The organism is Bacillus sp. FSL K6-2819, assembly GCF_038008305.1.
GTDB classification, from domain to species: domain Bacteria; phylum Bacillota; class Bacilli; order Bacillales; family Bacillaceae; genus Bacillus; species Bacillus amyloliquefaciens.
The window spans coordinates 131,161-147,844 of record NZ_JBBOYV010000001.1; the positions used below are offsets into that span (position 1 = coordinate 131,161).

Consider the following 16,684-nt stretch of genomic DNA (forward strand, 5'->3'; position numbering starts at 1 on the left):
TATAATCAAAACTACAATTCCCTAATAAGGAAGGAGAAATTACCCAATGGCAAGAGAGTTCTCCTTAGAAAAAACTCGTAATATCGGGATCATGGCTCACATCGATGCCGGTAAAACGACTACTACAGAACGGATCTTGTTCTACACAGGCCGTATCCACAAAATTGGCGAAACTCACGAAGGTGCTTCGCAAATGGACTGGATGGAGCAGGAGCAAGAACGCGGAATCACAATCACTTCTGCAGCAACAACTGCACAGTGGAAAGGTTACCGTGTAAACATCATCGATACACCGGGACACGTAGACTTCACAGTTGAAGTTGAACGTTCACTTCGTGTACTTGATGGTGCGGTTGCCGTACTTGATGCTCAATCAGGTGTTGAGCCTCAAACAGAAACAGTATGGCGTCAAGCAACAACTTACGGAGTACCGCGTGTCGTATTTGTCAACAAAATGGACAAAATCGGCGCAGACTTCCTTTACTCTGTAGGCACTCTGAGAGACCGTCTTCAAGCTAACGCTCACGCAATTCAATTGCCGATCGGTGCTGAAGACAACTTCGAAGGTATCATCGACTTAGTAGAAAACGTTGCGTATTTCTATGAAGATGACCTTGGAACTCGTTCAGATGCAAAAGAAATCCCTGAAGAGTACAAAGAGCAAGCTGAAGAGCTTCGCAGCAGCCTGATTGAAGCTGTAGCTGAGCTTGATGAAGAGCTTATGGAAAAGTACCTTGAGGGTGAAGAAATCACTATTCCTGAACTGAAAGCTGCTATCCGTAAAGGTACACTGAATGTTGAATTCTACCCTGTACTTGTTGGATCTGCTTTCAAAAACAAAGGTGTTCAGCTTGTACTTGATGCTGTTCTTGACTACCTTCCTGCGCCAACTGATGTTGCTGCAATCAAAGGTGTACGTCCTGACACAGATGAAGAGATCGTTCGTCATTCTTCTGATGAAGAGCCATTCTCTGCACTTGCATTTAAAGTTATGACTGACCCTTATGTCGGTAAGCTGACATTCTTCCGCGTATATTCCGGTACACTTGATTCCGGTTCATATGTAAAGAACTCTACAAAAGGCAAGCGTGAGCGCGTAGGACGTATCCTTCAAATGCACGCTAACAGCCGTGAAGAGATCTCTACTGTTTACGCTGGAGACATCGCAGCTGCTGTAGGTCTAAAAGATACTTCTACTGGAGATACTCTATGTGATGAGAAGGATCTTGTAATCCTTGAATCAATGGAATTCCCAGAGCCTGTTATCGACGTAGCGATTGAGCCTAAATCAAAAGCTGACCAAGATAAAATGGGTATCGCTTTAGCGAAACTTGCTGAAGAAGATCCTACATTCCGTACACAAACAAACCCTGAAACGGGTCAAACAATCATCTCTGGTATGGGTGAGCTTCACCTTGATATCATTGTTGATCGTATGAAGCGTGAGTTCAAAGTTGAAGCTAACGTTGGTGCTCCTCAAGTTGCGTACCGTGAGACATTCCGTACCGGTGCAAAAGTTGAAGGTAAATTCGTACGTCAATCAGGCGGACGCGGTCAGTTCGGTCACGTTTGGATCGAATTTGAACCGAACGAAGAAGGCGCTGGCTTTGAATTCGAAAACGCAATCGTCGGTGGTGTTGTTCCTCGTGAATACATCCCAGCCGTACAAGCAGGTCTTGAAGACTCTCTTGAAAATGGTGTCCTAGCCGGATTCCCGCTAATCGACATCAAGGCGAAACTTTTTGATGGATCTTACCATGATGTTGACTCAAACGAAATGGCGTTTAAAGTCGCTGCTTCTATGGCATTGAAAAATGCAGTCAGCAAATGTAACCCAGTTCTTCTTGAACCAATCATGAAAGTTGAAGTTGTTATTCCTGAAGAATACATGGGAGACATCATGGGTGATGTTACTTCTCGTCGCGGACGCGTAGAAGGTATGGAAGCTCGCGGTAACGCTCAAGTTGTGCGTGCGATGGTACCTCTTGCTGAAATGTTCGGTTACGCTACTGCCCTTCGTTCTAACACGCAAGGACGCGGTACGTTCACAATGTTCATGGATCACTACGAAGAAGTGCCGAAGAGCATCGCTGAAGAAATTATCAAAAAAAATAAAGGCGAATAATTGATTTTGCCACTTAACTCAAGTATAACTACTATTGTAAGATGAGGAAGTGAGAGCTTGCTTTCACTTTCTATCACTCTATACATTACTAATTAAAAGCTCTTAAGGAGGATTTTAGAATGGCTAAAGAAAAATTCGACCGTTCCAAATCACATGCCAATATCGGTACAATTGGACACGTTGACCATGGTAAAACAACATTAACTGCTGCTATCTCAACAGTACTTCATAAGAAATCTGGTAAAGGTACAGCTATGGCGTACGATCAAATTGATGGTGCTCCAGAAGAACGTGAGCGCGGTATCACAATCTCTACTGCACACGTTGAGTACGAAACTGACACTCGTCACTATGCACACGTTGACTGCCCAGGACACGCTGACTATGTTAAAAACATGATCACTGGTGCTGCGCAAATGGACGGAGCTATCCTTGTAGTATCTGCTGCTGATGGCCCAATGCCACAAACTCGTGAGCACATCCTTCTTTCTAAAAACGTTGGTGTACCATACATCGTAGTATTCCTTAACAAATGCGACATGGTAGACGACGAAGAGCTTCTTGAGCTTGTTGAAATGGAAGTTCGCGATCTTCTTAGCGAATACGACTTCCCTGGTGATGATGTACCAGTTGTTAAGGGTTCTGCTCTTAAAGCTCTTGAAGGCGACGCTGAGTACGAAGAAAAAATTCTTGAACTTATGGCTGCAGTTGACGAGTACATCCCAACTCCAGAACGCGACACTGAAAAACCATTCATGATGCCAGTTGAGGACGTATTCTCAATCACTGGTCGTGGTACAGTTGCTACTGGCCGTGTAGAACGCGGACAAGTTAAAGTCGGTGACGAAGTTGAAATCATCGGTCTTCAAGAAGAAAACAGCAAAACAACTGTTACAGGTGTTGAAATGTTCCGTAAGCTTCTTGACTATGCTGAAGCTGGAGACAACATCGGTGCACTTCTTCGCGGTGTAGCTCGTGAAGACATCCAACGTGGTCAAGTACTTGCTAAACCAGGTACAATCACTCCACACAGCAAATTCAAAGCTGAAGTTTACGTTCTTTCTAAAGAAGAGGGTGGACGTCATACTCCATTCTTCTCTAACTACCGTCCTCAGTTCTACTTCCGTACAACTGACGTAACTGGTATCATCAATCTTCCAGAAGGCGTAGAAATGGTTATGCCTGGAGATAACACTGAAATGATCGTTGAACTTATCTCTACAATCGCTATCGAAGAAGGAACTCGTTTCTCTATTCGTGAAGGCGGACGTACAGTTGGTTCAGGCGTTGTTTCTACAATCACTGAGTAATCGACTCGTTCATTAATACGGGGTCCCATGCGGGGCCTCGTTTTTTTGTTTCCCGGCTGATTCAATGTATAATAGAAGTTATACAAAATTTAGGAGCAGAGCGATGATTGATAACTTCAAGACAAAACGGATTTCAATGCTTCAGCAACTGCTGATTAACGACAGTGAACAGACCATTATGATTAATGGTGATGACAAGAGCAATCCGCTGCTTTTGTTTTTGCACGGCGGGCCCGGCACGCCTCAAATCGGCTATGCGAGAAAGTACCAGAGCGAGCTGGAAAAGCATTTCACTGTTGTGAACTGGGATCAGAGAGGGGCGGGACTTTCATATTCAAATGAAATTCCGGGCTCGTCTATGACTTTGGATCAGCTGACAGCTGACACCATTCATTTGACCGAACGCTTATGCAAGCAATTCAACAGGCAAAAAATATATATCGCCGGCTATTCGTGGGGATCAGTGTTGGCGCTTCATGTTCTTCAAGAGAGACCTGATTTGTATGATGGGTATATCGGTATCAGTCAGGTTGTAAATATCCAAAAGGAAGAAACGGAAGCCTGCCGGCTGCTGACGGATTGGAGCGAGGAGCGCAAACACCGCCTGCTACAAAAGACGCTGCGCTTTATCGGTGCACCTCCATGGAACAGCCAGCTTCAGCGCTCATTGTTTCTGCTTTGTATCGAGATGAAGGGAGGAGGCTTTACCCATAATCCGATCGGCGCCCTTAAAGCAGGCGGACGAATGCTGTTTGGTGAACCGTACGGTGTGAGAGGGAGCTTCTTAGCCGCGCGGGGACAGATGTTCAGCCTGAAACATTTGTGGGAAGATCTCATTTTCTTTGATGCCGGGCAATCAGTTTCTTCTATTGAAATACCGTGCTGTTTTATGTCAGGAAGATTCGATTTGACGGTGCCGGGAACGATATCTTACGAATATTATCAGAAGGTTGAAGCTCCCTATAAAGAATGGCACTGGTTTGAAAACTCAGCCCATTCGCCTCACTTGGAAGAGCCGGATCGCTTTGCTGAAGTTGTCAGCCGATTCGCATCTTTCCATCTCTGAAAGAAAACAGGCATATCCTTGATTAATCATGGCATCACCTGTATAATAATCAAAGTGTGAAAACCACAAGGTTCTTTAAATAAACCTTGCAACATGCGTCTATTTTCTGTATAATAGTGTATGTTGGTCTTTGACTGCGATGAAGTGAGAGGTTGCTGACACACCCGGCCGCTTTGCCATGGCAAGGTGATCAGGTTTTTCTCACGGAGAACTGTCTAACGTGATGTAGGCGAAAAGGAGGGAAAATAATGGCAAAACAAAAAATTCGTATTCGTTTAAAAGCATATGATCATAGAATCCTTGATCAATCTGCAGAGAAGATTGTTGAAACGGCAAAACGTTCTGGTGCCAGCGTATCTGGTCCGATCCCGTTGCCAACTGAAAAATCAGTTTACACAATCCTTCGTGCGGTGCACAAATACAAAGATTCTCGTGAGCAATTTGAAATGCGTACACATAAACGTTTAATCGATATTGTGAACCCAACACCACAAACTGTTGATGCTCTCATGCGATTAGACTTACCATCTGGTGTCGATATCGAAATCAAACTTTAATTCTAAAATATAGAATGATCTTAATAGGAGGTGTGACGAATGACCAAAGGAATCTTAGGAAGAAAAATTGGTATGACGCAAGTATTCGCAGAAAACGGTGATCTTATCCCGGTAACTGTTATTGAAGCAGCTCCAAACGTTGTTCTTCAAAAGAAAACAGCTGAAAATGATGGCTATGAAGCGATCCAGCTTGGTTTTGACGATAAGCGTGAAAAGCTTTCAAACAAACCGGAAAAAGGACACGTTGCAAAAGCGGAAACTGCTCCTAAGCGCTTCGTTAAAGAATTACGCGGCGTGGATATGGATGCGTATGAAATTGGTCAGGAAGTCAAGGTTGAAATTTTCTCTGCAGGAGAAATCGTAGATGTAACAGGAGTATCTAAAGGTAAAGGTTTCCAAGGTGCAATCAAGCGCCACGGACAATCTCGCGGACCTATGTCTCACGGTTCACGCTACCACCGTCGTCCTGGTTCAATGGGACCTGTAGATCCTAACCGTGTATTCAAAGGTAAACTATTACCTGGACGCATGGGCGGAGATCAAATCACTGTCCAAAACCTTGAAGTCGTAAAAGTTGATGCTGAGCGCAATCTTCTTCTGATTAAAGGTAACGTACCTGGTGCGAGAAAAGCTTTAATCACTGTAAAAAGTGCTGTTAAATCTAAATAAGTCTCTTAGGAAAGGAGGAAATTGATCATGCCAAAAGTAGCATTATACAACCAAAACGGTTCTACTGCTGGTGATATCGAATTAAACGCTTCTGTATTTGGAATTGAGCCAAATGAGAGCGTAGTATTCGACGCTATTCTTATGCAAAGAGCTTCCTTACGTCAAGGATCTCACAAAGTAAAAAATCGTTCTGAAGTACGCGGCGGAGGTCGCAAACCATGGCGTCAAAAAGGTACAGGTCGTGCCCGTCAAGGTTCAATCCGTTCACCGCAATGGCGCGGAGGTGGTGTCGTATTCGGCCCAACACCACGCAGCTATTCTTACAAATTACCTAAAAAAGTTCGCCGCTTGGCAATCAAATCAGTATTGTCTTCTAAAGTGAACGACAACAACATTATTGTTCTTGAAGATCTTACTCTTGATACGGTTAAAACAAAAGAAATGGCAGCTATCCTTAAAGGATTATCTGTTGAGAAAAAAGCTTTAATCGTAACTGCGGATGCAAACGAAGCAGTATCTCTTTCTGCACGCAACATCCCTGGAGTTACAGTTGTTCAAGCTAACGGAATCAACGTGTTAGACGTTGTCAACCACGAGAAGCTTCTGATTACAAAAGCTGCGGTTGAAAAAGTAGAGGAGGTGCTTGCATAATGAAAGATCCTCGTGATGTTCTTAAGCGCCCCGTCATTACTGAACGTTCTGCTGATTTAATGACTGAAAAGAAATATACTTTTGAAGTTGATGTAAGAGCTAATAAAACAGAAGTGAAAGATGCAGTTGAAAGTATCTTTGGAGTGAAAGTTGACAAAGTCAACATCATGAACTACAAAGGGAAATCAAAACGTGTCGGCCGCTATACTGGTATGACTAGCCGTCGCAGAAAAGCGATCGTAAAACTTACTGCAGACAGCAAAGAAATCGAAATTTTTGAAGCTTAATTATCTGTAAAAAGAAGGAGGGAAATTCAAAATGGCGATTAAAAAGTATAAACCGACCTCTAACGGACGTCGTGGCATGACAACTTCAGATTTTGCTGAAATCACGACTGACCAGCCGGAAAAATCCTTGCTTGCGCCCCTTCACAAGAAAGGCGGACGTAACAACCAAGGTAAATTGACTGTACGTCACCAAGGTGGCGGACACAAACGCCAATACCGTGTTATCGACTTCAAACGCGATAAAGATGGTATACCTGGACGCGTTGCTACAGTTGAATACGATCCAAACCGTTCAGCTAACATCGCGCTAATCAACTATGTAGACGGAGAAAAACGTTACATTCTTGCACCAAAAGGAATTCAAGTAGGTACTGAAATCATGTCCGGCCCTGAAGCTGACATCAAAGTAGGTAACGCACTTCCGCTTATCAACATCCCTGTTGGTACAGTTGTGCATAACATTGAATTAAAACCTGGTAAAGGCGGACAGCTTGTACGTTCAGCTGGTACATCTGCTCAGGTTCTTGGTAAAGAAGGCAAATACGTTCTTGTACGTCTTAACTCTGGTGAAGTTCGCATGATCCTTTCTGCTTGCCGCGCTTCTATCGGTCAAGTAGGTAACGAGCAGCACGAACTTATCAACGTTGGTAAAGCAGGACGCTCTCGCTGGAAAGGCATCCGCCCTACAGTTCGTGGTTCTGTAATGAACCCTAACGATCACCCGCACGGTGGTGGTGAAGGTCGCGCGCCAATCGGACGTAAATCACCAATGTCTCCATGGGGCAAACCGACTCTTGGATTCAAAACACGTAAGAAAAAGAACAAATCTGATAAATTTATCGTACGTCGTCGTAAAAATAAATAACGGGGTTGTCTACGGTTCTTTTCGGACCGTAGTGCAATCACGAAGGGAGGTTCCAAAATGGCTCGCAGCTTGAAAAAAGGACCATTTGTCGATGGACACTTGATGACAAAAATCGAGAAATTAAATGAAACGGACAAGAAACAAGTTGTAAAAACTTGGTCTCGCCGTTCAACTATTTTCCCACAATTTATCGGTCACACAATCGCAGTCTATGACGGACGTAAACACGTGCCTGTATTCATTTCTGAAGACATGGTAGGCCACAAGTTGGGCGAATTCGCACCGACTCGTACTTACAAAGGCCACGCCAGTGACGATAAAAAAACAAGACGCTAAGAGAGGAGGCTTTTAAATGCAAGCTAAAGCTGTTGCAAGAACAGTCCGTATTGCTCCTCGTAAAGCACGTCTAGTAATGGACCTGATTCGAGGTAAGCAAGTAGGCGAAGCAGTATCTATCTTGAACCTAACTCCGAGAGCTGCTTCTCCAATCATCGAAAAAGTTTTAAAATCTGCTATCGCAAATGCTGAGCACAACTACGAGATGGACGCTAACAATCTGGTTATTTCTCAGGCATTTGTTGACGAAGGCCCAACGTTAAAAAGATTCCGCCCGCGTGCTATGGGACGTGCGAGCCAAATCAACAAACGTACGAGCCACATTACAATCGTTGTATCAGAAAAGAAGGAGGGATAAGTAGTGGGTCAAAAGGTAAATCCAGTCGGTCTTCGTATCGGAGTCATTCGTGATTGGGAATCTAAGTGGTACGCTGGTAAAGATTACGCTGACTTCCTGCACGAAGATTTAAAAATTCGTGAATTCATTAGCAAACGCCTTTCTGACGCTTCTGTTTCTAAAGTAGAAATCGAGCGCGCAGCAAACCGCGTTAACATTACGATCCACACTGCTAAGCCTGGTATGGTAATCGGTAAAGGCGGTTCTGAAGTTGAAGCACTTCGTAAAGCCCTTAACAGCCTTACTGGCAAGCGTGTACACATTAACATTCTTGAAATCAAAAGAGCAGATCTTGATGCTCAGCTTGTAGCTGATAACATCGCTCGTCAACTAGAAAACCGTATTTCTTTCCGCCGTGCGCAGAAACAACAAATCCAACGCACTATGCGTGCTGGAGCACAAGGTGTGAAAACAATGGTTTCCGGCCGTCTTGGCGGAGCTGACATCGCTCGTTCTGAATACTACAGTGAAGGAACTGTTCCATTGCACACTTTACGTGCTGACATCGACTATGCAACATCTGAAGCTGACACAACTTACGGTAAGCTTGGTGTAAAAGTCTGGATCTATCGTGGAGAGGTTCTTCCTACTAAGAAGAAAACTGAGGAAGGAGGAAAATAATATGTTATTACCAAAACGCGTTAAATATCGCAGAGAGCATCGCGGAAAAATGCGCGGTCGCGCTAAAGGCGGTACTGAAGTACATTTTGGTGAGTACGGTATCCAGGCTCTTGAAGCTTCTTGGATCACAAACCGCCAAATCGAAGCTGCACGTATTGCGATGACTCGTTACATGAAACGTGGCGGTAAAGTTTGGATTAAAATTTTCCCTTCAAAACCTTACACTGCTAAACCGCTTGAGGTACGGATGGGTTCCGGTAAAGGGGCTCCTGAAGGCTGGGTAGCTGTTGTAAAACCGGGCAAAGTTTTATTTGAAATTTCTGGTGTGTCTGAAGAGGTAGCTCGTGAAGCGCTTCGTCTTGCATCTCACAAATTGCCAATTAAAACGAAGTTCGTAAAACGTGAAGAAATTGGTGGTGAATCAAATGAAAGCTAATGAAATTCGTGACCTTACCACTGCTGAAATTGAACAAAAAGTAAAGTCTCTTAAAGAAGAACTTTTCAATCTTCGCTTTCAATTAGCGACAGGACAACTTGAAAATACTGCTCGCATTCGTGAAGTGCGCAAAGCTATCGCGCGCATGAAAACTGTGATTCGTGAAAGAGAAATTGCTGCTAACAAATAATCACTGAGGGGAGGTCGTGAGCATGAGCGAACGTAACCAGCGCAAAGTTTACCAAGGCCGTGTTGTTTCTGACAAAATGGATAAAACCATCACTGTTGTTGTTGAAACATACAAAAAGGATCCTATCTACGGTAAGCGCGTAAAATACTCAAAGAAATTAAAAGCACATGATGAGAATAACCAAGCTAAAATCGGAGACATCGTAAAGGTCATGGAAACTCGTCCATTATCTGCAACTAAGCGTTTTCGTCTAGTTGAAGTTGTCGAAGAAGCTGTTATTATCTAATAAAGTTCGGAATTCTTTTTTCCGAAGGGAGGTAACAAATAATGATTCAACAAGAGACTCGTTTAAAAGTTGCTGACAACTCCGGTGCGCGTGAGGTACTTACTATTAAAGTTCTTGGCGGTTCTGGACGTAAAACGGCTAACATTGGTGATGTAATTGTTTGCACGGTTAAACAAGCAACACCAGGAGGCGTTGTCAAAAAAGGTGAAGTCGTAAGAGCTGTTATCGTTCGTACAAAAAGCGGAGCACGCAGATCTGACGGATCATACATCAGCTTCGATGAGAATGCATGTGTTATCATCCGTGACGACAAGAGCCCGCGTGGAACTCGTATCTTCGGACCGGTTGCTCGTGAATTACGTGAAAACAACTTCATGAAAATTGTTTCTCTGGCTCCAGAAGTTATCTAATGAAATAAATGCCTTACTCAAGGAGGTGCGATCAGGATGCATGTGAAAAAAGGCGATAAAGTAATGGTTATCTCTGGTAAAGATAAAGGCAAACAAGGTACGATCCTTGCTGCTTTCCCTAAAAAGGACCGCGTTCTAGTTGAGGGCGTAAACATGGTGAAGAAACACTCTAAACCGACTCAAGCAAACCCTCAAGGCGGTATTTCTAATCAAGAGGCGCCAATTCATGTATCAAACGTTATGCCGCTCGATCCTAAAACAGGTGAAGTGACTCGCGTAGGATACAAAGTGGAAGATGGCAAAAAAGTTCGTATTGCTAAAAAATCTGGGCAAGTTTTAGATAAATAGTATTTAAAGGAAGGGAGGTCTATCTCATGAACCGCCTTAAAGAAAAGTACAATAAAGAAATTTCACCTGCTTTAATGACGAAGTTCAACTACGACTCTGTTATGCAGGTGCCGAAAATCGAAAAAATCGTAATCAACATGGGTGTTGGTGATGCTGTTCAAAACGCGAAAGCAATCGACAGTGCTGTTGAAGAATTAACGTTTATCGCAGGTCAAAAACCTGTCGTTACTCGTGCGAAGAAATCAATTGCTGGATTCCGTCTTCGTGAGGGAATGCCTATCGGTGCGAAAGTAACTCTTCGCGGAGAGCGCATGTATGATTTCCTTGATAAACTTATTTCTGTATCTTTACCGCGTGTACGTGACTTCCGCGGGATTTCTAAGAAATCTTTCGACGGTCGAGGAAACTACACTCTCGGTATCAAAGAACAGTTAATCTTCCCTGAAATTGACTACGATAAAGTAACAAAGGTTCGCGGAATGGACATCGTTATCGTAACGACTGCTAACTCTGACGAAGAGGCTCGTGAGCTATTAACTCTAGTAGGTATGCCGTTCCAGAAATAATCAATGAAAGGGAGGCGAAATCGTGGCTAAAAAGTCAATGATTGCGAAACAACAACGTACACCAAAGTTTAAAGTGCAAGAGTACACTCGCTGTGAACGCTGCGGACGTCCGCACTCAGTCATTCGTAAATTTAAACTTTGCCGTATTTGTTTCCGTGAGCTTGCATATAAAGGACAAATTCCTGGCGTGAAAAAAGCCAGCTGGTAATCCCCAAGAAAGGGAAGGAGGTAATTATATAATGGTTATGACAGATCCAATTGCAGATATGCTGACTCGTATTCGTAATGCAAACATGGTACGTCATGAGAAGCTTGAAATTCCTGCTTCTAAATTGAAAAGAGAAATTGCTGACATTTTAAAGCGTGAAGGTTTCATTCGTGACGTTGAGTTCGTAGAAGACAGCAAACAAGGTATCATCCGCGTTTTCTTGAAATACGGACAAAACAACGAGCGCGTTATCACTGGTCTTAAAAGAATCAGCAAACCAGGTTTGCGTGTATACGCTAAATCAAATGAAGTACCTCGCGTACTTAACGGTCTTGGAATCGCGATTATTTCTACATCACAAGGTGTTTTAACGGACAAAGAAGCCCGTGCAAAACAAGCTGGTGGAGAAGTTCTAGCATACGTTTGGTAAGAAGTTTAACAAAGAATGGAGGTGTTTTAGTATGTCTCGTGTAGGTAAGAAACTGCTTGAGATCCCTTCTGAAGTTACAGTAACGCTGAACGAAGGCAACACTGTAGCTGTGAAAGGACCAAAAGGAGAATTAACTCGTACTTTCCATCCTGATATGGAAATCAAAATTGAGGACAACGTGCTTACAGTCACTCGTCCTTCTGATCATAAAGAGCACCGTGCGTTGCATGGTACGACTCGCAGTCTGCTTGGAAACATGGTTGAAGGCGTATCTAAAGGATTTGAAAGAGGTTTGGAATTAGTCGGTGTCGGTTACCGTGCGTCTAAATCCGGAAACAAACTTGTTTTAAACGTTGGATACTCTCACCCTGTTGAAATCGTTCCTGAAGAGGGCATCGAAATTGAAGTTCCTTCTCAAACAAAAGTAGTTGTAAAAGGTACAGACAAAGAGCGTGTAGGAGCTATCGCTGCTAACATCCGCGCTGTACGTTCTCCAGAGCCTTACAAAGGTAAAGGAATTCGCTACGAAGGTGAAGTTGTTCGCCGTAAAGAAGGTAAATCTGCTAAGTAAGACCGCTTAAAGTGAAGAAAGGAGTGACCTAGGATGATTACGAAAACTAGCAAAAATGCTGCTCGTCAAAAAAGACATGCTCGTGTTCGTGCTAAACTTTCAGGCACAGCTGAAAGACCTCGTCTGAATGTGTTCCGTTCAAACAAACACATTTATGCTCAAATCATCGATGATGTAAATGGCGTTACACTTGTTAGTGCCTCTACTCTCGACAAAGATTTGAACGTGGAAAGCACTGGTGACAGCGCTGCTGCTGCTAAAGTCGGTGAACTCGTTGCGAAACGCGCTTCTGAGAAAGGTGTTTCTGACGTAGTATTTGACCGCGGCGGATACTTATACCATGGACGTGTAAAAGCTCTGGCCGATGCAGCTCGTGAAGCCGGACTGAAATTTTAATAAAAAAAGGAGGGACACATGATTATGCGTCGTATTGACCCAAGCAAATTAGAGTTAGAAGAACGCTTAGTTACGGTTAACCGCGTAGCGAAAGTTGTTAAAGGTGGTCGTCGTTTCCGTTTCGCAGCTCTAGTCGTTGTCGGTGACAAAAACGGTCACGTAGGTTTCGGTACTGGTAAAGCACAAGAAGTACCTGAAGCAATCCGCAAAGCTGTTGAAGATGCGAAAAAGAATTTGATTGAAGTACCAATGGTTGGAACTACGATTCCACACGAAATCATCGGACGTTTCGGTGCAGGCAATATCTTGTTGAAACCTGCTTCTGAAGGTACTGGAGTTATCGCTGGAGGCCCTGTACGTGCGGTACTTGAGCTTGCTGGCGTTGCTGATATCCTTTCTAAGTCTTTAGGTTCTAACACACCGATCAACATGATCCGTGCAACACTTCAAGGTTTAAGTGAGCTTAAACGTGCCGAAGAGGTTGCGAAGCTTCGTGGAAAATCTGTAGAAGAACTGTTAGGATAAGGAGGGAACATTAATGGCTAAATTAGAAATTACCCTCAAACGCAGTGTAATCGGTCGCCCGGAAGATCAGCGCGTTACTGTAAGAACACTTGGTTTAAAGAAAACGAACCAAACTGTCGTTCATGAAGATAACGCTGCGATCCGCGGTATGATTAATAAAGTATCTCATCTAGTTTCTGTTAAAGAACAATAAAAATAAACTATAGGCTAAGGAGGTGTCCTAATGAAACTTCATGAATTAAAGCCTTCAGAAGGTTCACGCAAAGTGCGCAATCGCGTAGGTCGTGGTATTGGTTCTGGTAACGGTAAAACAGCTGGTAAAGGTCACAAAGGTCAAAACGCTCGTTCTGGCGGCGGTGTACGCCCTGGATTCGAGGGGGGACAAATGCCTTTATTCCAACGTCTTCCTAAACGCGGTTTTACAAACATCAACCGTAAGGAATACGCGATTGTGAATGTAGACAAATTGAACGGTTTTGCGGAAGGAACGGAAGTCACTCCTGAACTTCTTCTTGAGACTGGTGTTATTAGCAAACTTAATGCAGGAGTAAAGATTCTTGGCAACGGTAAATTAGAGAAAAAATTAACTGTAAAAGCCAATAAATTCTCTGCTTCTGCGAAAGAAGCTGTTGAAGCTGCTGGCGGTACAGCTGAGGTGATCTAACTTGTTTAAGACAATCTCCAACTTTATGCGTGTGAGTGATATTCGGAATAAAATCATTTTTACATTACTCATGCTTATCGTCTTTCGCATAGGTGCGTTTATCCCTGTGCCATATGTTAATGCTCAGGCGTTACAGACACAAAGTTCGATGGGGGTTTTTGATCTCCTTAATACATTTGGCGGCGGTGCGCTTTATCAGTTCTCTATCTTCGCGATGGGAATTACGCCTTACATCACCGCTTCGATCATCATTCAGCTGCTTCAGATGGATGTTGTTCCGAAGTTTACTGAGTGGTCTAAGCAAGGTGAAGTCGGCCGCCGTAAATTAGCTCAGTTCACGAGATATTTTACGATTGTGCTTGGTTTTATCCAGGCGTTAGGTATGTCATACGGGTTTAACAACCTGGCAAACGGTATGCTGATTGAAAAATCCGGCATATCGACATATCTGATTATTGCTTTAGTACTCACTGGAGGAACTGCTTTTTTAATGTGGCTGGGAGAACAAATTACTTCCAATGGAGTAGGTAACGGAATTTCGATCATCATCTTCGCGGGGATTGTGGCTAGTATTCCGAAAACTGTTGGGCAGATTTATGAGACTCAATTTGTCGGCAGCAGCGATCAGCTGTTTATTCATATTGTAAAAATCGCCTTACTGGTGATTGCGATTTTAGCCGTTATTGTTGGTGTTATTTTCATTCAGCAGGCCGTACGCAAAATCGCGATTCAATATGCAAAAGGGCAAGGTCGTTCACCTGTTGGCGGAGGCCAGTCAACTCACCTTCCGCTTAAAGTGAATCCTGCAGGGGTTATTCCGGTAATCTTTGCTGTTGCGTTTCTTATTACGCCGCGTACGATCGCGTCATTTTTCGGAACAAACGATGTGACAAAGTGGATTCAAGCCAACTTTGACAATACACATCCGGTGGGCATGACGGTTTATGTCGCATTAATTATCGCCTTTACGTACTTCTATGCTTTTGTGCAGGTAAACCCTGAACAAATGGCTGATAACCTTAAAAAACAGGGTGGCTATATCCCGGGGGTTCGTCCAGGGAAAATGACTCAAGATAGAATTACGAGCATTTTGTATCGACTTACGTTTGTGGGTTCTATATTCTTAGCCGTGATTTCCATTCTTCCTATCTTTTTCATTCAATTCGCTGGATTGCCTCAAAGTGCACAGATTGGCGGAACATCTTTGTTAATTGTCGTCGGGGTAGCCTTGGAGACAATGAAGCAGCTGGAGAGCCAGTTAGTGAAACGTAATTACCGAGGATTTATGAAAAATTAGAGGACTGGTTTTAACCATTCCTCTAAATAAGAGAGGACGGGGGAAATCCGAATGAACTTAGTCTTAATGGGACTTCCTGGAGCCGGTAAAGGCACACAGGGAGAACGAATTGTTGAGGATTATGGGATACCTCATATCTCAACGGGAGATATGTTCCGTGCTGCTATGAAAGAAGAAACACCACTCGGACTCGAAGCAAAGTCTTATATTGATAAAGGCGAGCTCGTACCGGACGAAGTCACAATCGGCATTGTCAAAGAAAGACTCGGCAAAGATGATTGTGAAAGAGGTTTTCTTCTGGACGGATTTCCGCGAACAGTCGCTCAGGCTGAAGCTCTTGAAGACATTCTTGAGGAATACGGCAAGCCGATTGATTATGTCATTAACATTAAAGTAGACAAAGACTCTTTAATGGAACGTTTGACTGGACGCAGAATTTGCAGTGTTTGCGGCACAACCTATCATTTGGTTTTCAATCCGCCGAAAACGCCGGGTGTTTGTGATAAAGACGGAGGAGACCTTTATCAACGGGCAGATGATAATGAGGAAACCGTCTCAAAACGGCTTGAGGTCAACATGAAGCAGACTCAGCCTTTACTCGATTTTTATTCCGAGAAAGGATATCTTGTCAACGTCAATGGCCAGCAGGACATTAATGACGTGTACAAAGATGTGAAGGAGCTTCTTGGAGGATTGAGCAAATGATTATCTGTAAGACCCCTCGTGAGCTTAGCATCATGCGGGAAGCAGGGCGAATCGTGGCTTTGACTCATGAAGAGTTGAAAAAGCACATTAAACCAGGAATCTCGACAAAAGAATTGGATCAAATTGCCGAACGTTTTATTGAGAAGCAGGGTGCAATCCCATCTTTTAAGGGGTATAATGGGTTTCGCGGGAGCATCTGTGTATCAGTTAATGAAGAACTCGTTCACGGAATTCCCGGCAAAAGGGTTTTGCGCGACGGTGACATTATCAGCATTGATATCGGTGCTAAATTAAATGGTTATCATGGTGACTCTGCTTGGACATATCCGGTAGGAAACATCAGTGATGATGATAAACGACTGCTGGAAGTGACAGAGGAGTCTTTATATAAAGGCTTGAAGGAAGCAAAACCAGGTGAACGTTTGTCGAATATTTCCCACGCAATACAAACGTATGTCGAAAATGAGCAGTTTTCAGTTGTTAGGGAGTATGTCGGACATGGTGTTGGTCAAGACTTGCATGAGGATCCGCAAATTCCTCATTACGGTCCGCCAAACAAAGGACCTAGGCTGAAGCCTGGTATGGTTCTCGCTATAGAACCGATGGTTAACGCTGGCAGCCGGTATGTGAAAACATTGACTGATAACTGGACGGTTGTAACGGTAGATGGGAAAAAGTGTGCTCATTTTGAACATACGATTGCGATTACGGAAACGGGTTTTGATATACTGACAAAAGTCTAGATGATGAAATGAATTCCATGACACA

The 16,684-nt window shown here is 43.5% G+C and carries 27 protein-coding genes; all 27 read left to right on the forward strand.

What is annotated here, in order from left to right; all coding sequences use genetic code 11:
* Positions 1-46: 46 nt before the first annotated feature.
* The 27 genes from fusA to map all read left to right on the forward strand — a co-directional run bounded on the left by fusA (position 47) and on the right by map (position 16,659).
* A complete protein-coding gene (gene fusA, locus MHH91_RS00710) occupies positions 47-2,125 on the forward strand; it encodes an elongation factor G (RefSeq protein ID WP_007410399.1) in 2,079 nt (692 codons plus the stop codon).
* Between the two features lie 119 nt (positions 2,126-2,244).
* Positions 2,245-3,435: an elongation factor Tu gene (tuf, locus tag MHH91_RS00715; protein WP_003156451.1), complete on the forward strand. Its 1,191-nt coding sequence runs from the start codon at positions 2,245-2,247 to the stop codon at positions 3,433-3,435.
* 103 nt (positions 3,436-3,538) lie between these two features.
* Positions 3,539-4,501: an alpha/beta fold hydrolase gene (locus MHH91_RS00720; protein ID WP_340976689.1), complete on the forward strand. Its 963-nt coding sequence runs from the start codon at positions 3,539-3,541 to the stop codon at positions 4,499-4,501.
* Positions 4,502-4,749: 248 nt separating this feature from the next.
* Entirely contained in the window at positions 4,750-5,058 is a 309-nt protein-coding gene (gene rpsJ / locus MHH91_RS00725; RefSeq protein ID WP_003156464.1) for a 30S ribosomal protein S10, read from the forward strand.
* Between the two features lie 39 nt (positions 5,059-5,097).
* Positions 5,098-5,727, forward strand: a complete 630-nt coding sequence (gene rplC, locus MHH91_RS00730) for a 50S ribosomal protein L3 (RefSeq protein ID WP_003156465.1) — start codon at positions 5,098-5,100, stop codon at positions 5,725-5,727.
* A gap of 27 nt (positions 5,728-5,754) precedes the next feature.
* Positions 5,755-6,378 carry a 50S ribosomal protein L4 gene (gene rplD, locus MHH91_RS00735; RefSeq protein ID WP_007615239.1) on the forward strand — a complete coding sequence of 208 codons (624 nt, stop codon included), beginning with the start codon at positions 5,755-5,757 and terminating at the stop codon, positions 6,376-6,378.
* Positions 6,378-6,665 carry a 50S ribosomal protein L23 gene (gene rplW, locus MHH91_RS00740; RefSeq protein WP_003156467.1) on the forward strand — a complete coding sequence of 96 codons (288 nt, stop codon included), beginning with the start codon at positions 6,378-6,380 and terminating at the stop codon, positions 6,663-6,665. The genes rplD and rplW overlap by 1 nt, the downstream gene beginning before the upstream one ends.
* A gap of 31 nt (positions 6,666-6,696) precedes the next feature.
* Complete coding sequence (gene rplB, locus MHH91_RS00745) at positions 6,697-7,530, forward strand: 50S ribosomal protein L2 (protein WP_003156470.1); 834 nt, start codon at positions 6,697-6,699, stop codon at positions 7,528-7,530.
* Between the two features lie 57 nt (positions 7,531-7,587).
* Positions 7,588-7,866, forward strand: a complete 279-nt coding sequence (rpsS, locus tag MHH91_RS00750) for a 30S ribosomal protein S19 (RefSeq protein WP_003156472.1) — start codon at positions 7,588-7,590, stop codon at positions 7,864-7,866.
* 16 nt (positions 7,867-7,882) lie between these two features.
* Positions 7,883-8,224, forward strand: coding sequence for a 50S ribosomal protein L22 (gene rplV / locus MHH91_RS00755; RefSeq protein ID WP_003156475.1), 342 nt, complete (start codon positions 7,883-7,885; stop codon positions 8,222-8,224).
* A 3-nt stretch (positions 8,225-8,227) separates the two neighbouring features.
* A complete protein-coding gene (gene rpsC / locus MHH91_RS00760) occupies positions 8,228-8,884 on the forward strand; it encodes a 30S ribosomal protein S3 (protein ID WP_003156476.1) in 657 nt (218 codons plus the stop codon).
* A gap of 1 nt (position 8,885) precedes the next feature.
* Entirely contained in the window at positions 8,886-9,320 is a 435-nt protein-coding gene (rplP, locus tag MHH91_RS00765; RefSeq protein ID WP_003156478.1) for a 50S ribosomal protein L16, read from the forward strand.
* Positions 9,310-9,510, forward strand: coding sequence for a 50S ribosomal protein L29 (gene rpmC, locus MHH91_RS00770; RefSeq protein ID WP_003156482.1), 201 nt, complete (start codon positions 9,310-9,312; stop codon positions 9,508-9,510). The genes rplP and rpmC overlap by 11 nt, the downstream gene beginning before the upstream one ends.
* A 22-nt stretch (positions 9,511-9,532) precedes the next feature.
* Positions 9,533-9,796, forward strand: a complete 264-nt coding sequence (gene rpsQ, locus MHH91_RS00775; protein ID WP_013350812.1) for a 30S ribosomal protein S17 — start codon at positions 9,533-9,535, stop codon at positions 9,794-9,796.
* A gap of 41 nt (positions 9,797-9,837) precedes the next feature.
* Complete coding sequence (rplN, locus tag MHH91_RS00780; RefSeq protein WP_003156485.1) at positions 9,838-10,206, forward strand: 50S ribosomal protein L14; 369 nt, start codon at positions 9,838-9,840, stop codon at positions 10,204-10,206.
* Positions 10,207-10,242: 36 nt separating this feature from the next.
* On the forward strand, positions 10,243-10,554 hold the full coding sequence (gene rplX / locus MHH91_RS00785; protein WP_013350813.1) for a 50S ribosomal protein L24: 312 nt from the start codon (positions 10,243-10,245) through the stop codon (positions 10,552-10,554).
* Between the two features lie 26 nt (positions 10,555-10,580).
* Positions 10,581-11,120: a 50S ribosomal protein L5 gene (gene rplE, locus MHH91_RS00790; protein WP_013350814.1), complete on the forward strand. Its 540-nt coding sequence runs from the start codon at positions 10,581-10,583 to the stop codon at positions 11,118-11,120.
* 22 nt (positions 11,121-11,142) lie between these two features.
* Positions 11,143-11,328 carry a 30S ribosomal protein S14 gene (gene rpsN, locus MHH91_RS00795; RefSeq protein ID WP_003156488.1) on the forward strand — a complete coding sequence of 62 codons (186 nt, stop codon included), beginning with the start codon at positions 11,143-11,145 and terminating at the stop codon, positions 11,326-11,328.
* A 31-nt stretch (positions 11,329-11,359) separates the two neighbouring features.
* Positions 11,360-11,758 carry a 30S ribosomal protein S8 gene (gene rpsH, locus MHH91_RS00800; protein WP_003156489.1) on the forward strand — a complete coding sequence of 133 codons (399 nt, stop codon included), beginning with the start codon at positions 11,360-11,362 and terminating at the stop codon, positions 11,756-11,758.
* Positions 11,759-11,789: 31 nt separating this feature from the next.
* Positions 11,790-12,329: a 50S ribosomal protein L6 gene (rplF, locus tag MHH91_RS00805; RefSeq protein WP_014469621.1), complete on the forward strand. Its 540-nt coding sequence runs from the start codon at positions 11,790-11,792 to the stop codon at positions 12,327-12,329.
* A 33-nt stretch (positions 12,330-12,362) separates the two neighbouring features.
* Positions 12,363-12,725, forward strand: a complete 363-nt coding sequence (rplR, locus tag MHH91_RS00810; protein WP_013350816.1) for a 50S ribosomal protein L18 — start codon at positions 12,363-12,365, stop codon at positions 12,723-12,725.
* Between the two features lie 24 nt (positions 12,726-12,749).
* Positions 12,750-13,250, forward strand: coding sequence for a 30S ribosomal protein S5 (gene rpsE, locus MHH91_RS00815; protein ID WP_003156493.1), 501 nt, complete (start codon positions 12,750-12,752; stop codon positions 13,248-13,250).
* A gap of 13 nt (positions 13,251-13,263) precedes the next feature.
* The gene (rpmD, locus tag MHH91_RS00820) at positions 13,264-13,443 is read left to right on the forward strand and encodes a 50S ribosomal protein L30 (protein WP_003156497.1); all 180 of its coding nucleotides are present in this window, start codon (positions 13,264-13,266) and stop codon (positions 13,441-13,443) included.
* A 30-nt stretch (positions 13,444-13,473) separates the two neighbouring features.
* On the forward strand, positions 13,474-13,914 hold the full coding sequence (rplO, locus tag MHH91_RS00825; RefSeq protein WP_003156499.1) for a 50S ribosomal protein L15: 441 nt from the start codon (positions 13,474-13,476) through the stop codon (positions 13,912-13,914).
* 1 nt (position 13,915) lies between these two features.
* The gene (secY, locus tag MHH91_RS00830; RefSeq protein WP_013350817.1) at positions 13,916-15,211 is read left to right on the forward strand and encodes a preprotein translocase subunit SecY; all 1,296 of its coding nucleotides are present in this window, start codon (positions 13,916-13,918) and stop codon (positions 15,209-15,211) included.
* 51 nt (positions 15,212-15,262) lie between these two features.
* Entirely contained in the window at positions 15,263-15,916 is a 654-nt protein-coding gene (locus MHH91_RS00835) for an adenylate kinase (RefSeq protein ID WP_014469622.1), read from the forward strand.
* Positions 15,913-16,659, forward strand: coding sequence for a type I methionyl aminopeptidase (gene map / locus MHH91_RS00840; RefSeq protein WP_013350819.1), 747 nt, complete (start codon positions 15,913-15,915; stop codon positions 16,657-16,659). Before MHH91_RS00835 ends, map begins: the two co-directional genes overlap by 4 nt.
* Positions 16,660-16,684: the final 25 nt, after the last annotated feature.

Excerpts from the sequence above, each read along its gene's own strand:
- fusA (WP_007410399.1), top strand. The coding sequence starts at position 47 with ATGGCAAGAGAGTTCTCCTTAGAAAAAACTCGTAATATCGGGATCATG.
- tuf (WP_003156451.1), top strand. The coding sequence starts at position 2,245 with ATGGCTAAAGAAAAATTCGACCGTTCCAAATCACATGCCAATATCGGT.
- MHH91_RS00720 (WP_340976689.1), top strand. The coding sequence starts at position 3,539 with ATGATTGATAACTTCAAGACAAAACGGATTTCAATGCTTCAGCAACTG.
- rpsJ (WP_003156464.1), top strand. The coding sequence starts at position 4,750 with ATGGCAAAACAAAAAATTCGTATTCGTTTAAAAGCATATGATCATAGA.
- rplC (WP_003156465.1), top strand. The coding sequence starts at position 5,098 with ATGACCAAAGGAATCTTAGGAAGAAAAATTGGTATGACGCAAGTATTC.
- rplD (WP_007615239.1), top strand. The coding sequence starts at position 5,755 with ATGCCAAAAGTAGCATTATACAACCAAAACGGTTCTACTGCTGGTGAT.
- rplW (WP_003156467.1), top strand. The coding sequence starts at position 6,378 with ATGAAAGATCCTCGTGATGTTCTTAAGCGCCCCGTCATTACTGAACGT.
- rplB (WP_003156470.1), top strand. The coding sequence starts at position 6,697 with ATGGCGATTAAAAAGTATAAACCGACCTCTAACGGACGTCGTGGCATG.
- rpsS (WP_003156472.1), top strand. The coding sequence starts at position 7,588 with ATGGCTCGCAGCTTGAAAAAAGGACCATTTGTCGATGGACACTTGATG.
- rplV (WP_003156475.1), top strand. The coding sequence starts at position 7,883 with ATGCAAGCTAAAGCTGTTGCAAGAACAGTCCGTATTGCTCCTCGTAAA.
- rplP (WP_003156478.1), top strand. The coding sequence starts at position 8,886 with ATGTTATTACCAAAACGCGTTAAATATCGCAGAGAGCATCGCGGAAAA.
- rpmC (WP_003156482.1), top strand. The coding sequence starts at position 9,310 with ATGAAAGCTAATGAAATTCGTGACCTTACCACTGCTGAAATTGAACAA.
- rpsQ (WP_013350812.1), top strand. The coding sequence starts at position 9,533 with ATGAGCGAACGTAACCAGCGCAAAGTTTACCAAGGCCGTGTTGTTTCT.
- rplN (WP_003156485.1), top strand. The coding sequence starts at position 9,838 with ATGATTCAACAAGAGACTCGTTTAAAAGTTGCTGACAACTCCGGTGCG.
- rplX (WP_013350813.1), top strand. The coding sequence starts at position 10,243 with ATGCATGTGAAAAAAGGCGATAAAGTAATGGTTATCTCTGGTAAAGAT.
- rplE (WP_013350814.1), top strand. The coding sequence starts at position 10,581 with ATGAACCGCCTTAAAGAAAAGTACAATAAAGAAATTTCACCTGCTTTA.
- rpsH (WP_003156489.1), top strand. The coding sequence starts at position 11,360 with ATGGTTATGACAGATCCAATTGCAGATATGCTGACTCGTATTCGTAAT.
- rplF (WP_014469621.1), top strand. The coding sequence starts at position 11,790 with ATGTCTCGTGTAGGTAAGAAACTGCTTGAGATCCCTTCTGAAGTTACA.
- rplR (WP_013350816.1), top strand. The coding sequence starts at position 12,363 with ATGATTACGAAAACTAGCAAAAATGCTGCTCGTCAAAAAAGACATGCT.
- rpsE (WP_003156493.1), top strand. The coding sequence starts at position 12,750 with ATGCGTCGTATTGACCCAAGCAAATTAGAGTTAGAAGAACGCTTAGTT.
- rpmD (WP_003156497.1), top strand. The coding sequence starts at position 13,264 with ATGGCTAAATTAGAAATTACCCTCAAACGCAGTGTAATCGGTCGCCCG.
- rplO (WP_003156499.1), top strand. The coding sequence starts at position 13,474 with ATGAAACTTCATGAATTAAAGCCTTCAGAAGGTTCACGCAAAGTGCGC.
- MHH91_RS00835 (WP_014469622.1), top strand. The coding sequence starts at position 15,263 with ATGAACTTAGTCTTAATGGGACTTCCTGGAGCCGGTAAAGGCACACAG.
- map (WP_013350819.1), top strand. The coding sequence starts at position 15,913 with ATGATTATCTGTAAGACCCCTCGTGAGCTTAGCATCATGCGGGAAGCA.